The organism is Pseudocoprococcus catus (assembly GCF_019734885.1).
Taxonomy (GTDB): domain Bacteria; phylum Bacillota; class Clostridia; order Lachnospirales; family Lachnospiraceae; genus Coprococcus_A; species Coprococcus_A catus.
This window is the reverse complement of sequence record NZ_JAAXCM010000034.1, coordinates 14,286-30,961: the sequence shown is the minus strand read 5'-3', so window position 1 is coordinate 30,961 and position 16,676 is coordinate 14,286. Positions and strand designations below refer to the sequence as shown.

Annotated in this window: 11 protein-coding genes; all 11 read right to left on the bottom strand. The window is 42.8% G+C overall.

Going from position 1 to position 16,676, the window contains the following annotated elements:
• Positions 1–17: 17 nt before the first annotated feature.
• The 11 genes from ppdK to HED67_RS09800 all read right to left on the bottom strand — a co-directional run bounded on the left by ppdK (position 18) and on the right by HED67_RS09800 (position 16,475).
• On the bottom strand, positions 18–2,648 hold the full coding sequence (ppdK, locus tag HED67_RS09850) for a pyruvate, phosphate dikinase (RefSeq protein WP_221718189.1): 2,631 nt from the start codon (positions 2,646–2,648) through the stop codon (positions 18–20).
• Between the two features lie 389 nt (positions 2,649–3,037).
• On the bottom strand, positions 3,038–4,435 hold the full coding sequence (locus HED67_RS09845; protein ID WP_215633070.1) for a glycine--tRNA ligase: 1,398 nt from the start codon (positions 4,433–4,435) through the stop codon (positions 3,038–3,040).
• Positions 4,436–4,478: 43 nt separating this feature from the next.
• A complete protein-coding gene (locus HED67_RS09840; RefSeq protein ID WP_221718188.1) occupies positions 4,479–5,114 on the bottom strand; it encodes a hypothetical protein in 636 nt (211 codons plus the stop codon).
• Positions 5,115–5,209: 95 nt separating this feature from the next.
• The gene (recO, locus tag HED67_RS09835) at positions 5,210–5,962 is read right to left on the bottom strand and encodes a DNA repair protein RecO (protein ID WP_221718187.1); all 753 of its coding nucleotides are present in this window, start codon (positions 5,960–5,962) and stop codon (positions 5,210–5,212) included.
• Positions 5,963–5,977: 15 nt separating this feature from the next.
• Positions 5,978–6,880 carry a GTPase Era gene (gene era / locus HED67_RS09830; protein ID WP_178438523.1) on the bottom strand — a complete coding sequence of 301 codons (903 nt, stop codon included), beginning with the start codon at positions 6,878–6,880 and terminating at the stop codon, positions 5,978–5,980.
• A gap of 69 nt (positions 6,881–6,949) precedes the next feature.
• On the bottom strand, positions 6,950–9,889 hold the full coding sequence (locus HED67_RS09825; RefSeq protein WP_221718186.1) for an insulinase family protein: 2,940 nt from the start codon (positions 9,887–9,889) through the stop codon (positions 6,950–6,952).
• A gap of 216 nt (positions 9,890–10,105) precedes the next feature.
• Positions 10,106–11,560, bottom strand: coding sequence for an IMP dehydrogenase (gene guaB / locus HED67_RS09820; protein WP_221718185.1), 1,455 nt, complete (start codon positions 11,558–11,560; stop codon positions 10,106–10,108).
• A 183-nt stretch (positions 11,561–11,743) separates the two neighbouring features.
• Positions 11,744–12,262 carry a DUF6106 family protein gene (locus HED67_RS09815; protein ID WP_178438514.1) on the bottom strand — a complete coding sequence of 173 codons (519 nt, stop codon included), beginning with the start codon at positions 12,260–12,262 and terminating at the stop codon, positions 11,744–11,746.
• A 117-nt stretch (positions 12,263–12,379) separates the two neighbouring features.
• Positions 12,380–14,002, bottom strand: a complete 1,623-nt coding sequence (gene groL / locus HED67_RS09810) for a chaperonin GroEL (protein ID WP_015514325.1) — start codon at positions 14,000–14,002, stop codon at positions 12,380–12,382.
• 60 nt (positions 14,003–14,062) lie between these two features.
• Positions 14,063–14,347, bottom strand: a complete 285-nt coding sequence (gene groES / locus HED67_RS09805; RefSeq protein ID WP_117526992.1) for a co-chaperone GroES — start codon at positions 14,345–14,347, stop codon at positions 14,063–14,065.
• Positions 14,348–14,783: 436 nt separating this feature from the next.
• A complete protein-coding gene (locus HED67_RS09800) occupies positions 14,784–16,475 on the bottom strand; it encodes a glutamine--tRNA ligase/YqeY domain fusion protein (RefSeq protein WP_178439897.1) in 1,692 nt (563 codons plus the stop codon).
• Positions 16,476–16,676 lie beyond the last annotated feature (201 nt).

The window sequence follows — 16,676 nt, the reverse complement described above, 5'->3', positions numbered from 1 at the left end:
CCTCTAACACGGATCTTTTAGTGATGTGACTCGGCGATAGCTGCCTGTGCTGCTGCCAAACGTGCGATTGGCACTCTGAAAGGTGAACAGGACACATAATCCAGACCTATTTTATTGAAGAATTCCACAGATGACGGGTCGCCGCCATGCTCGCCGCAGACACCGATATGCAGTTTCGGATTAACCGGACGACCAAGGTCAATGGCCATCTTCATCAGTTTGCCGACACCCTTCTGGTCTACCTTGGCAAATGGATCACTCTCATAAATCTTGGCATCATAGTAAGCGTTCAGGAATTTGCCTGCATCATCTCTTGAGAAACCGAAGGTCATCTGTGTCAGATCGTTGGTACCGAAACTGAAGAAGTCCGCCTCTGAGGCAATCTCATCCGCTGTCAATGCTGCTCTAGGGATTTCGATCATTGTACCAACTTCATACTTCAGATCAACGCCGGAGGCTTTAATCTCTGCATCAGCTGTTTCCACAACTGTCTTCTTGACATACTTTAATTCCTTAATTTCGCCTACAAGCGGAATCATAATTTCAGGTACAAGTGTCCATTCCGGATGTGCTTTCTGCACTTTGATGGCTGCACGGATAACAGCCTTTGTCTGCATAACTGCAATTTCAGGATAAGTCACGCTTAAACGGCAGCCCCGGTGTCCCATCATCGGATTAAATTCATGGAGACCCTGAATGATGCCTTTGATATGTTCAATGCTCTTGCCCTGGGCTTTGGCCAGTTTCTCAATATCCTCTTCCTCTGTCGGAACGAACTCATGCAATGGCGGATCAAGGAAACGAATGGTTACCGGCAGTCCTTCCATTGCTTCATAAATCTGTTCGAAATCATCCTGCTGGTAAGGCAGGATCTTTTCCAGGGCTCTTTCACGTTCCTCTTTCGTCTCTGCACAGATCATCTCACGGAAAGCATCGATTCTGCCTTCACCGAAGAACATATGCTCGGTACGGCACAGACCAATACCCTGCGCACCAAGTTCACGGGCTTTCTTTGCATCACGAGGGGTATCTGCATTGGTACGGACACCCATGGTGCGGTACTTGTCTGCCCAACTCATAATACGTCCGAATTCACCGGCAATGGTTGCATCAACCGTCGGGATAATACCTGCATAAATCTTACCGGTTGAACCATCAATGGAGATGGCATCACCTTCGCAGTATTCTTTGCCGCCAAGAGTAAAACGCTTATTCTCTTCATCCATCACGATGTCGCCGCAGCCGGATACGCAGCATTTGCCCATACCACGTGCAACAACTGCTGCATGGGATGTCATGCCGCCTCTGACGGTCAGAATACCCTGAGCTGCTTTCATACCTTCGATATCTTCTGGAGATGTTTCAAGACGGACAAGCACAACCTTCTCGCCGCGCTCTGCCCATTCTTTGGCATCATCGGCTGAAAATACAATCTTACCGCAGGCAGCACCCGGAGAAGCACCCAGTGCCTTGCCGATTGGAACTGCCTCTTTCAAAACATTCTGATCAAACTGCGGATGCAGTAATGTGTCTAGATTACGCGGATCAATCATGGCAACTGCTCTTTCTTCTGAAATCATGCCTTCATCTACCAGATCACAGGCAATCTTAAGGGCTGCCTGTGCGGTACGTTTGCCGTCACGGGTCTGCAGCATATAGAGATGGCCATTCTCAATGGTAAATTCCATATCCTGCATGTTTCTGTAATGATCTTCAAGAGTATGGCAGATGCCCACAAACTGGTCATAGACATCCGGCATAATTTCCTGAAGATGAGAAATTTTCTGCGGTGTACGAACACCGGCAACAACATCTTCGCCCTGGGCATTCAGAAGAAATTCACCCATCAGATGATTCTCACCAGTGGCCGGATCACGGGTAAAGGCGACACCCGTACCGGATGTCTCTCCCATATTGCCGAAAGCCATCATCTGGACATTGACTGCTGTTCCCCATGAGTACGGAATGTCATTGTCCATACGATAAACGTTGGCTCTTGGATTGTCCCATGATCGGAAAACGGCTTTGATGGCATAAATCAGCTGGTCTGTCGGGTTATCCGGGAAATCTTTGCCGACTTTCTCTTTGTACTCTGCCTTAAACTGGTCTGCCAGCGTATGCAGATCTTCTGCTGTTAAATCAATATCCAGAGTAATACCCTTTTCTGCTTTCATCTTGTCGATGAGTTCTTCGAAGTATTTCTTGCCGACTTCCATAACGACATCAGAGTACATCTGGATAAAACGACGATAACAATCCCATGCCCACCTTGGGTTGCCGGATTTCTTCGCCAGAACATGAACGACTTCCTCATTCAGACCAAGATTCAGGATAGTGTCCATCATACCCGGCATGGAAGCTCTGGCACCGGAACGGACAGATACAAGGAGCGGATTCTCTTTATCACCGAACTTCCTGCCGGTGATTTCTTCCATTTTCGAGATAGCTTCCATAATCTGATCAAGAATCTCCTGATTAATATATCGGCCATCTTCATAGTACTGTGTACATGCTTCGGTTGTAATTGTAAAGCCCTGCGGAACAGGCAGTCCAAGATTCGTCATCTCTGCCAGGTTGGCACCTTTTCCTCCAAGCAGTTCTCTCATACTGGCATTACCTTCTGTAAACATATAAACCCACTTGCGCATTATAAAGCCCCCTTAAATGTTTGCGTATTCGGGACTTAACAGGAAGTCCCGGCGCAGATTTCAGATCCGATCACAGATATATGCTCTGTTCGAATTCCTGTGCAAAATACACTACAAATTGATAAGTACAATAAGTTTCGACAACTATATTTTAGCACTATTTTCTTAAAAAGCAAAGCCTATATAGTGAATATTTAACAAATATTTGCTATATAGGCTTCGACATATGTATACATTTTTAAATGGCCAATACAAATTTTTGACCATCAATATGGGTCATCTTCAATTCTACACCGTACAGCCAGTAAAAAGGCATGTAAAAAATTCTCATTTTTCACATGCCTTTTATCGTTAATGATGCAGCAATCTGCCAGAAATCAAGTTTGATTTTAGTAGGCCAGTTTTTCCATGAAGTATGCTGTCAGATCTTCAATCTTCACACGTTCCTGTTCCATTGTATCTCTGTCACGAACAGTTACGCAGCCGTCTTCTTCAGAATCAAAATCGTACGTTACGCAGAACGGAGTACCGATTTCATCCTGTCTTCTGTATCTTTTACCAATATTGCCTCTGTCATCATATTCGCAGTTCCAGTTCTTGGAAAGCTCAGTATAGACAGCTTCTGCTTTCTCACCCAGTTTCTTGGATAATGGCAGTACACCAATCTTAACAGGTGCCAGTGCCGGATGGAAATGAAGGACTGTACGCATATCAGGTTTCTCTTCTGTGCCGATATTCTCTTCATCATATGCACCGCAGAGGAATGCAAGGACAACTCGGTCAGCACCCAGAGATGGCTCAATAACGTATGGGATGTATTTTTCTTTCTTTGTTTCATCAAAGTATGTGAGATCTTCACCGGAAACTTCCATATGGCGGGAAAGATCATAGTTTGTTCTGTCAGCAATACCCCATAATTCACCCCATCCGAATGGGAAGAGGAATTCGATATCGGAAGTTGCCTTGGAATAGAAGGAGAGCTCTTCTGCTTCATGATCTCTGACTCTCATTTCATCTGGTTTGATGCCTAATGTCTGAAGCCAGTTAATGCAGAATTCTTTCCAGTATGCAAACCATTCAAGGTCTGTATCCGGTTCACAGAAGAATTCAAGTTCCATCTGTTCAAATTCTCGTGTTCTGAATGTAAAGTTGCCAGGAGTGATCTCATTTCTGAAGGATTTACCAATCTGGCCGATACCAAATGGAATTTTCTTACGGGATGTTCTCTGAACATTCTTGAAGTTGACAAAGATGCCCTGTGCTGTCTCAGGTCTTAAGTAAACGGTATTCTTGGCATCTTCTGTAACACCCTGGAATGTTTTAAACATCAGGTTGAACTGACGGATATCTGTAAAGTTATGCTTGCCGCATGTTGGACAGCAGACATTCTTCTCATCAATAAACTTAACCATCTGCTCGTTGGACCAGCCATCAACAGAGCCATCCAGTTCAATACCGTTATCCTGACAGAAATCCTCGATCAGCTTATCTGCTCTGAATCTCTCATGACATTCTTTACAATCCATCAGAGGATCAGAGAAGCCGCCCAGATGGCCGGATGCGATCCATGTCTGAGGATTCATCAGAATCGCACAATCAACACCTACATTATAAGGATTTTCCTGGATAAATTTCTTCCACCAGGCTTTTTTTACATTGTTCTTTAATTCAACGCCAAGGTTACCGTAGTCCCATGTATTGGCAAGTCCGCCGTAAATTTCTGAGCCCGGATAAACAAAGCCGCGGGCTTTGGCAAGTGCTACGATTTTTTCCATTGTTTTTTCCATGTTCTTTACCTCGCAATTTTAATTTATGCTATCAAGTGAATAATCACTTGAAGAGAACCACTGAAGGACTATCCGAAGTCTGAATTGTATAGTCATCTGTCAATGATGCATCTTTACTGTAGTACATAATCTTACCGCCAGTCTGAATGTGTACAGAACTATCTGTATAGATCAGATGAAGATGCGTGTGCTCCGTTAAATCTGAAAAAGATTTCTCTTCACCACTCTTCACCTCAACCAGACCATTCATATCCGATATGCTTTTGTCTGAAGCAGCCTCTTCCATTGAAAGAAACTTGAAATTTGTTTCATTGAAAGAATCATAGATATCCATATTCAGATATCCAAGTGCCATCGTCGCAGTCTTTGCATCTTCGTCGGATTCAACATACTGAACCGTCACAGCCGTAATCTCCGGATCATCTGCCTTTTTATTCTCCGGCTGTTCCTGAGGATTCGCCTGATTGAATGCATCTACCTGCTTATTGACATACGCTGTCAGTTCCGTCAGAGAATAATAATCTTTGTCAAAAGTCTCAACCACCACTTCTTCAACAGAACCGTCTCCATTCACGCCGATCGTTGAAACTGTCTCATTTGACAGATCAACTTTCCTTCCGCTGCATCCGGCCAGAAGAGTCATGCACAGCAATACAGCCAGTAATACACGGTGTCTCATAATATTACCTCCAGTCTGTGTATGTCCCATTCATTGTATCCTTAAAATACCAGTTTTTCAATCCCTTTTTGATAAATTTATGTATCTTCCATGGATCACATGTCTTCCATCATGGTCAAGATCTCAAGGGATTTAAAACGTCTGTCAATATATTGGTTACGGTATCGTTCAATGATATTTTTAAGATTTTCCAGAACTTCATCTGATACGGTGAAGGTATAAAGCTTTTCAACAGGTGTACTGATGATATACTGCATTGTGTAAACAGCTGCAGGGCTTACAGGAATCGTCGTCATCTTCTCATGAAAAGCGCATTTACTGCATAAAAGTCCACTGTACCGGCTGCTGAAAACTGTTAACGGGTCTGTACAATGACAGCAGGCACATTCGAAGCATTGAGGACACTCTCCGTTGACAGCCATAATTTTCAATTCATAAATGCACCGAATCAAAGGATAGGCAATTGTCTTTTTACAAAGTGCCCGCACGGTCTGATAAAGGAGCTTCAGCATCTCCAGATCATCGGCATTCTCCCGGCCGTAATAATCTGCAAATTCCAGAAAATAGCATCCATAGCAGGTGGCATCCATATCCTTTCTGAACTCTTCAAAATAATTCAGCACCCGGACACTTGAAATAGTGTAAGCACTGCGCCCTTCAAGCAGCATAAATTCACCGAATACAAAGGGTTGGGAAGCTGCCATCAGGCTATTGCCGGGACGTTTGGCGCCCCTGGAAAACCCGTGGATCTTGCCCCTTTCCTTTGTCAGAATGACAACCCGTTTATCATATTCTCCCACAGGCATCGTTGAAATGACCATGCCCGTTACTTTGATCAGTTCTGCCATCTAAAACCGTCTTTCTTAGTATTCTTTCTTGTCGTATCCGAAATTTTTGATCAGGAAATCACTGTCTCTCCAGTCTTTCTTGACCTTGACCCAAAGTTTTAAATTGACTTTTTTGCCAAGCATATCTTCGATTTCAGGTCTTGCCTGAGATCCGATTTTCTTCAGCATTGCACCCTGCTTGCCGATGATAATACCTTTATGAGAATCACGCTCACAAATAATTGTCGCATCAATATCAATAAGTTTTCTGTTGCGGGCCTTCATCTGATCAATGGATACGGCAATACCATGTGGTACTTCTTCATTCAGGGAGCGAAGCGCCTTCTCACGGATCAGTTCTGCCACGATCTGTCTCTCCGGCTGATCGGTTACGGTATCCTCATCGTAAAACTGCGGGCCATACGGCAAATATTTCATAATCGCATCGATCAGGTCTTTTGTATTGTCGCCTTTAAGAGCAGAGCAAGGTACGATTTCCGCAAAATCACAGATATCTTTGTAGGCATCGATACTCTTGAGAATCTCTTCTCTTTTGACTGTGTCAATCTTGTTGATAACAAGGATGATCGGTGTCTTTGTCTTCCTTAACTGTTCTGCGATATGCTGTTCACCGGCACCGATAAATGTCGTCGGTTCAACAAGCCAGAGAATAACATCTACTTCACTCAGTGTACGCTCAGCAACATTTACCATATATTCACCAAGTTTGTTCTTGGCTTTATGGATACCCGGTGTATCGACAAAAACAATCTGTCCTTCTTCACTCGTGTATACAGTTTGAATACGATTTCTTGTTGTCTGCGGTTTGTTGGACGTAATAGCAATCTTCTGTCCGATCAAATGATTCATTAATGTGGATTTGCCTACATTCGGACGGCCGATCAATGTGGCAAAGCCGGATTTGTACTGTTGATTCATAAAATCTCCCCTGTTTTATTTAATAAGTGTTTTATATATTTTCAATTTGCTATCTCTGAATGAGTAAACCTACTGAATAAGCTGTTCTACATGCTCAAATCGTTCTTTTTCTTCTGTGATCTTACTCTCACTGCCGATAACACAGATATGTCCTGCTTCAGTAATGGCGGCAACTGCTCCTGAAAGCTTCCTTAAATCTTCGACTGTGGTAGAAAGAAGCTCATCCCTGTTCTTCTGAATCTGTTCAAAGCTGCGTTCCCCAAGATATGCAGCCAATGAACGGCTGCCCTTCATTGAGGCTGTCATCGGTGTATCAATGGCACCGATGGCACCGATGATATATTTGGTCAGTTCTCTCTCATCTAACTCTAAGGACTGGACATAAGCGGCGGCATCTGTATAAATATCATAAGTTTTTGCCAGATTCGGATCCCTATAGGATGTAAAGTACCCATTGCCGCTTGGCGCAAATCCGCACATACAGCCATAAGCACCGCCTTTGACTCTGACATTGTTCCAAAGATATTCATTGCCCAGAACATTCTTCAAAACATTCATGCTGCCATTGTAGGTGATGCCTGATTCTGCAAAGCTGCCTGTGCAGGCGTTATACTGCACCATGCCGGCTGTAATGAAGGCTTCTCCATGTTTCGGACATATGCCGACTGCCTTGATGCTGCAGTCTGTTTCTGACATCGGCGTTGTATAAAGCTTGCCCTCAAAGGCTGCAAGAGGTTTCAGGCAGAGCTGCAGCCCTTCCTGATTCATTGTCATGTCTGCCAGAAGATACGCTTTTCTGAAAATCTTCTGACCAATGCTATTCAATCTGCGGATAACTTCAACTTTCCTTGTCTCATAATTTTTCAGTGTATCACACAGAAATTGATAGAATGCGATACCCTCAACAAGTTCTTTGTACCAGCTTCCCTGGCTAAAATAGGACATGGCTCTGTTGACCGCTGTTGAATGGCCATTGGACATAAAGCCCATCTCCAGCCGAGATTTCAGTTGGTTCAGAATTTCCTTCAGACGTTTCTCATCGTCAAAATGGGTATGAAGCAGGATTTCTTCAAATAATTCGAACAGCTTGGATACTTTGCTGTATAATACTTTTCCTGATAATTCAAATCTCGGCTTATATGCATTCTGACCCTGCAGTCCGTAAATATTCACAGCTGTCCGCAGACCGCCGGTATATAAATTCACTTCATCAGTCAGTTCCTGATACGTATAATGATCCGTATCCATATTGCCAAGGACTTCCGTCAGGATGCCAAGATAAGGGACATCTTCAGCGGCGATATGATGAATGTCAAAAAGCATATCCACGTAAGCAATGCCGTTTGTTTCGATTTCATGCTGAAGAATAGGAATCTCATGTTCTGATAATTCTTTATTATAAATGGGTTCAGCTTCCCTGCGGATATCATCAATTGTCAGAAGCGGAATTGTTTCGAGGATTTCTTTCGGTGACGGTTCACTCTGATACTGTTTGAGTTCTGCAGTGGCTGTAATCAGCTGTTCCTGTTCTTCTTCGGAAAGAGACGCTTTGTATTCTGCCAGTTTGTCAGCCAGTGCCTGTTCCTTCCTTGCTGCGAGCCCCTTAGACGGACAAAGCAGATACAGGGAACAATGGGTATTGTCAATCATATACTGTTTGAGCAAACCTTCGAAATAGTTCTGTGAGAGACCTTCTCTTAACTCATCATAAATTGCCTGGAACTTCAGATGTACAAAAGGCTTATTGTCATCATACAACCAGCTGTCCATCAGCTGAAGACCATACATCAGTCCTTTAGGCCAACGACCAAAATCGCCTTCTCTGGACTTGAATTCATAATAATTAAGCACACCTTCCAATGTCCGGTGGTTTAATCCGCCTTCTGCCAGTTTTGCCAGCTCTGTACGGATGATCTGAACAATCTGATCTCTGTCAGCTTCATTCATGTTCTTGATAATGATGGAGAGATACGGCTGAAGCAGGCTTGTCTCAAACATTCCATAGATATCCTCACCCAGTTTCTGGTCTAAAAGTGCCTGTTTCAAAGGTGCACCCGGAGCATCCATCAGTGCATATTCAAGAATCTGGAAGGCAAGGCAAAGTTTGGCATCAAGACTGTCACCGATCACCCAGCTGTAAGCCATATAGGCTGCATTCTCTTCACGGTCATCATTGCCGATGGGATATTCACCGCGAGTTACAGTGCTGTGTTTAAATGGCAGCTGTCTTGCTATGGCGGAATCTACCTGTGCATTATCATAATGGCACAGGTATTCTTCGTCAATAAAAGCAAGCTTTTCTGCCACGTCCATATTGCCATACAGATAAATATAACTGTTAGACGGATGATAGTATTTTCTGTGGAAGTCAAGGAACTGTTCATAGGTCAGTTCAGGAATAACATCCGGATCACCGCCGGACTCTACACTGTAGATCGTATCCGGGAACAGGGAATCTGTGATCTTTCTGTATAAAATCTGTTCGGGTGATGAAAAAGCACCCTTCATTTCATTATAGACAACACCGTTGTAGATCAGCGGTGCATGCTTATCTGTTAATTCATAATGCCAGCCTTCCTGTCTGAATATCTTATCATGAATATAAATATTCGGATGGAAAACCGCATCCAGATAAACATGCATCAGATTCTGAAAATCCGCATCGTTACAGCTGGCAATCGGGTAAACAGTTTTATCCGGATAAGTCATGGCATTCAAAAATGTATTCAGAGATCCCTTGGCCAGTTCTACAAAGGGATCCTTGGCCGGGAATTTCTCTGAACCGCACAATACAGAATGTTCCATAATGTGAGCAACACCTGTGCTGTCTTTTGGCGGGGTCCTGAATCCGATATTGAAAGTTTTGTTCTCGTCATCATTAGCAAGAACTGCTGCTCTTGCCCCTGTCTTCTTGTGACGCAAAAGGGCTGCCTGGGATTTGATCTCATCTATATACTCCAGACTGACAATTTCATAGGCAGCCGGAATATTGGTAAATTTATCTGTCATTATATGCCTCCTGATCATTTTCGCATTCGTGCCATCTATTATAACACATTTTGATATTAATCGTAAACAAGGGTCATCCTTTTATTATCCGGCCACTAGAAAAAAATATGCAAAAAGCTGCTGCAAAATTGAAAATTTTTCTTCAATCCTGCAGCAGCCGGCTTATTTCATAAGATTAAGATAACTGTTCAGAGCTTGGCTCTGAACAGTTACAGATTAAGCATCGACACTGTAGTTTGGTGCTTCTTTTGTAATGTGGATATCATGTGGATGGCTTTCTTTTAAAGCTGCCGCTGAGATCTTTACGAAACGTCCGTTCTCTTTCAGTTCCTCGATCGTTCTTGCACCACAGTAACCCATACCTGCACGGAGACCACCCAGAAGCTGGAAGACGGTATCTTCAACAAAGCCCTTGTAAGCAACACGGCCTTCAACACCTTCTGGAACCAGTTTCTTGGCATCTGACTGGAAGTATCTGTCTTTGCTTCCGTTTTCCATAGCAGCGATGGAACCCATACCACGATATACTTTGTATTTTCTTCCCTGGTATAATTCGAAGCTGCCCGGGCTTTCATCACAGCCTGCAAACATGCTGCCCATCATGCAGACATTGGCACCGGCTGCAATAGCCTTCGTTACATCACCGGAGTACTTGATACCGCCATCGGCTATAATCGGGATATTATACTTTCTGGCTGTTTCATAGCAATCCATAACAGCTGAAACCTGTGGAACACCGATACCTGCAACAACACGTGTTGTACAGATAGAACCAGGTCCGATACCGACTTTGACACAATCGACACCTGCTTTGATCAGAGCTTCTGTTGCTTCTGCTGTAGCAACATTACCTGCGATAACCTGAAGATCCGGATAAGCATCCTTCACCATATGAACGGTACGAAGCACATTTGCTGAATGGCCATGGGCTGTATCTATAACGATCACATCGACATGAGCTTTAACAAGCGCATCCACACGATCAAGAATATCAGCTGTTACGCCGACGCCGGCACCGCAGAGAAGACGTCCCTGAGCATCCTTGGCTGATAATGGGTACTTGATCTGTTTCTCAATATCCTTGATTGTGATCAGCCCCTTCAAATTGAAGTCATCGTCAACAATCGGAAGCTTCTCCTTACGAGCCTGACCGAGAATCTTCTTGGCTTTTTCAAGAGTAACTCCTTCTTTAGCTGTAACAAGTCCTTCACTTGTCATGCATTCTTTGATCTTCTTGCTGTAATCTGTCTCAAATTTCAGATCACGATTTGTCAGAATACCAACGAGCTTCTTGCCCTCTGTAATCGGCACACCCGAAATTCTAAACTTAGCCATCAGACGATCTGCATCTGCCAGTGTATGTTCAGGGGATAAATAAAATGGGTCTGTGATAACGCCATTCTCAGAGCGCTTTACCTTATCTACTTCTTCCGCCTGGGCTTCGATTGACATATTCTTATGTATAATACCAATGCCTCCCTGTCTTGCCATTGCAATTGCCATGCGGTGTTCTGTAACTGTGTCCATACCTGCACTCATCAGAGGTACATTCAATCTGATCGTATTCGTCAGCCAGGTAGAAATATCTACCTGATTTGGAATAACTTCAGAATAGGCTGGTACAAGTAAAACGTCGTCAAATGTGATACCTTCGCCGATAATTTTGCTCATTACGTATTCCTCTCTTTCGTTATATAAGTTTGACAACCTACATTCTGTTCAGATTATAAGTTGTCATTGATAGTGACTTGCTTTAATTTTTAAAAAGTTTAACAAACTGTAAAAAAAAAGTCAACCATTGTTTTATTAGTATTATTAATACTATTTATTTTTCCGCCATGGGGCGACATTTGTCTATCTGCGTCTGACTTTGCCTGGGGAGATTCTGAACATATCATCTAAAAGACGTTCATTAGGTGTAAATTTAACAAAAACCTGCTGATTATTCCAATTCCCTATAATGATGTAATTTGTCAACATAGCATCATTGGCACTGAAATCATAATGACGGTAGTTTGGATTCCCCTTATAGCCATCCAGATCATGGGAATTCTCAGGCGCAATCAATGTCATATGCTCCATAGAAAGGCTGAATATATTCTTTCTCTTATAATCTCCGATCAATGCGTCAATATCCAGATCTCCTGATGTAAAGATATATTCATATTCCCTTTTCTGCATTTTGATCACGAATACAATCAGTGCCCATACCGGAACGATCAAAATGAAAAACATTGGTATGAACATAAAAATGAGTATGGATACGACCATTCCTGCCAGTATGGACAGAACCATTTTCACTGTTTCCGGAGTACCTCTCCTGCGTTTGACAAGAACTTCGCAAAAGGCATCTCCATTTGTGCTGTTGTACATCTCGTCTGCTGCTCCTTTGTAATTTTTCTTCTATTATACACGATAAAAGACGCAAGAACAAGCAAAGGGCTGCCGCAATATGCGGCAACCCTCATCTTTTGTAAAAGTATTATGTGATTACATCATACCCATTCCGCCGCCCTGTGGCATTGGAGCTGGTACGTCTTTCTTGATTTCAGCAACAACGGATTCAGTTGTCAGAAGTGTAGAAGCAACACTTGTTGCATTCTGCAGAGCACTTCTTGTAACCTTAGCAGGGTCGATAATACCTGCTTCTACCATGTTGACATATCTTTCATTCAGTGCATCAAAACCAACACCAACTTCACTTTCACGAACCTTGTTGATGATCACGGCACCTTCAAGACCTGCGTTGGCAGAAATGTGGAACAGAGGTGCTTCAAGTGCTTTCAGTACAACGCCTGCACCTGTCTTCTCATCGCCTTCAAGTGTTGCAGCATATTCAGCAACTTTCTTGGATGCATGGATATAAGCAGAACCACCACCGCAGATGATACCTTCTTCAACAGCAGCCTTTGTAGCAGCTAAAGCATCTTCCATACGGAGTTTCTTTTCTTTCATTTCTGTTTCTGTAGCAGCACCTACACGAACAACGCCTACGCCGCCGGACAGTTTAGCAAGTCTTTCCTGTAATTTTTCTCTGTCGAAATCGGATGTTGTCTCTTTTTCCTGAGCAGAAATCTGATCAACTCTGGCTTTGATTGCTTCCGGAGCACCTGCACCATCAACGATGATTGTATTCTCTTTTGTAACCTTAACGGATTTTGCACGACCAAGCATATCAAATGTTGTATCTTTTAATTCGTAGCCAATTTCAGAAGAAATCACTGTACCGCCTGTCAGAATAGCGATATCCTGAAGCATTTCTTTTCTTCTGTCACCATAGCCCGGAGCCTTAACAGCAACAACTTTGAATGTACCTCTTAAGCTGTTCAGTACAAGTGTTGTCAGTGCTTCACCTTCTACATCCTCAGCAATGATGAGTAACTTCGCACCGTTCTGAACGATCTGTTCAAGTACAGGCAAGATTTCCTGAATGTTGGAGATCTTCTTATCTGTGATGAGGATGTATGGGTTGTCAAGTTCAGCAACCATCTTGTCCATATCTGTGCACATATAAGCGGACAGGAAACCTCTGTCAAACTGCATACCTTCTACCAGATCAAGTTCTGTATGCATTGTCTTGGATTCTTCAATTGTAATAACGCCGTTGTTTGTAACCTTTTCCATAGCATCTGCAACCATTTCACCGACACTGTCATCACCGGCGGAAATAGCAGCAACTCTTGCAATCTGAGCCTTGCCTGTTAATGTAGAGCTCATCTCCTTGATAGCGTCTACAGCAACTTCTGTTGCTTTCTGCATACCTTTTCTCAGGATGATTGGGTTAGCACCTGCAGCCAGATTCTTCATACCTTCATTGATCATAGCCTGTGCAAGAACAGTTGCTGTTGTTGTACCATCACCTGCTACATCGTTTGTCTTTGTAGCAACTTCTTTGACAATCTGAGCACCCATGTTCTCAAAAGGATCTTCAAGTTCGATATCTTTGGCAATTGTAACACCATCATTTGTAATTAATGGAGCACCAAAAGATTTGTCAAGGACAACATTTCTTCCTTTTGGTCCAAGTGTTACTCTAACTGTATCTGCAAGCTGATTCACGCCTGCTTCCAGGGCTTTTCTAGCCTCTGCGCCATATTTAATCTCTTTAGCCATTGTAATTACCTCCAAATCTATAATTTAAAAATATAGGAATAAGTCTGTCTGAGTAAATGATTATTCTACAACTGCAAGAATATCATTCTGTCTTACGATGATATATTCTTCGCCATCCAGCTTCACTTCTGTACCGGCATATTTAGAATAAATAACCTTCTGTCCAACAGCTACCTGCATTGTAACTTCCTTGCCATCAACAACACCGCCAGGACCTACAGCAATAACTTCTGCTTCCTGTGGCTTCTCTTTAGCCTGACCAGCTAAAATAATACCGGATTTTGTCTTCTCTTCTGCTTCACACTGTTTTAATACAACTCTGTCACCTAATGGAACTAACTTCATATTAATAAGCCTCCTTAATATTCAAATGGATATATAATCATTATTATCATTTGCTAGCACTCACTTGATTTGAGTGCTAATCGATGGTTATATATTATTTAATTTTTCAAAAATGTGCAACTTTATTCAGAGGCGATTATTTGTGAATTTTATTAGCAAACATCACTTGTTCTCATTTTTACTCACTATATCTCTCATTTTTAAATTGTTAAATTGAGCAAAAAACTCAAGGATAACTTTTGTATTAGAAGAACTCGCATTCAGCCAAAAGGAGTGTGCTCTGCCAACTATGAGAAACACGCTCCACGAGTTTCTCAAGTTATCGCGGCCTCTACACTCCGTTTTGGCTCGTTGCTCGCATAAATAACATAAAATGGATGTTGAATTGCTTATTTAACATCCATTTTCAGTATTCTTGGAGCGCACTCCACATATTTTATTTATTCAATTTAAATGAACTCTTCAAAGATACGATGCGGTTGAATACAAGGGCATCCGGTTTGGAATCCTTACTGTCGATGCAGAAGAAACCGTTGCGGACAAACTGATAGCTGTCTCCGCCCACAGCACCTTCAAAATTCGGCTCCAGACAACAGTCTTTCAGAACAGTCAGTGAATTCGGATTAATATTCACGCTGCCGTCTTCATTGTAAACACTGCCTTTTGACTCGTCAACAAGGTTCTCATAGAGACGCACTTCTGCCTTAACAGCTGTTTCTTTAGCTACCCAGTGGATTGTTCCTTTGACTTTGCGTCCTGTAAAGCCTGAACCGCTCTTTGTCTCTGGGTCATAAGTACAGTGTACTTCAACCACATTGCCTGCTTCATCCTTCACAACATCTGTGCATGTGACAAAATAAGCACTCATCAGACGAACTTCGTTGCCAGGATAGAGACGGAAATACTTCTTAGGCGGTACTTCCATAAAGTCATCCTGCTCAATGTAAAGTTCTCGGCCGAACGGTACTTTCCTTGTACCGAGGGCTTCATTCTCCTGATTATTCGGTACATCCAGGTATTCAATCTGACCTTCCGGATAGTTGTCGATCACAAGCTTCAGCGGATGAAGAACAGCCATCATACGAGAGCGTTTCATCTTCAGATCTTCACGGATACAGTAGTCAAGCATTGCATAGTCAACAGAGCTGTTGCTCTTGGATACGCCCACCATCTCCATAAACATCTTGATGGATTCAGGGGTATAACCTCTTCTTCTCAGCGCTGCGATGGTTACAAGACGAGGATCATCCCAACCATCAACAATACCCTGATCAACCAGCTTCTTGATATAACGCTTGCCGGTTACGACATTAGTCAGATATAATTTTGCAAATTCAATCTGTCTTGGCGGCATCGGATATTCCAGTTCGCGGACAACCCAGTCATAAAGCGGACGATGGTCTTCGAATTCCAGTGTACAGATAGAATGGGAAATACCTTCAATGGCATCTTCAATCGGATGTGCAAAGTCATACATCGGATAAATACACCATTTATCGCCTGTATTGTGGTGAGTCATTCTGGCAACCCGATAAAGGATCGGGTCACGCATGTTGATATTCGGTGAAGACATATCGATCTTCGCTCTTAATACCCTAGATCCATCCGGGTATTTGCCTTCTTTCATCTCTTCAAATAACTGAAGATTCTCTTCAACACTTCTATCACGATAAGGGCTGTTCTTGCCTGGTTCCTTTAATGTGCCGCGGTATTCACGGATCTGGTCTGCTGTCAGATCACAGACATAAGCCTTGCCTTTCTTGATCAGCTTTACGGCTGCCTCATACATCTGATCAAAATAGTTGGATGCGAAACGCACTTCTCCGTCATAAGCTGCGCCAAGCCATTCCACATCGGCAATAATAGACTGTACGAATTCAGTTTTCTCTTTTGTCGGGTTCGTATCATCAAAACGAAGATGGAACTTACCGTTATATTTTTTAGCCAGTCCATAGTTTAAAAGAATGGATTTGGCATGGCCGATATGCAGATAGCCATTTGGTTCCGGTGGGAATCTTGTACAAATCTCAGTATATTTGCCTTCTGCAAGATCTTTGTCAATTGCCAGTTCAATAAAGTTCTTCGTTACTGCTGGTTTTTCATTTAAATTGTCAGTTGCTTTTTCCATTTTGGGTCCTCCTGAATGCAGCAGGCCACTCCACCTGCCTGCATATTGAAAATTCAAGTCTCTCTGTTAGATATTGTACTCCGAACGAGAGAATACTACTAAATCATACCATATTTTTACCGATTGTAAAGCAAAAAAAAGCTGCTCTTTGGCTTTTATCTGAAAATATATACTATCCTAAACTAAATCATTCCCAGATAA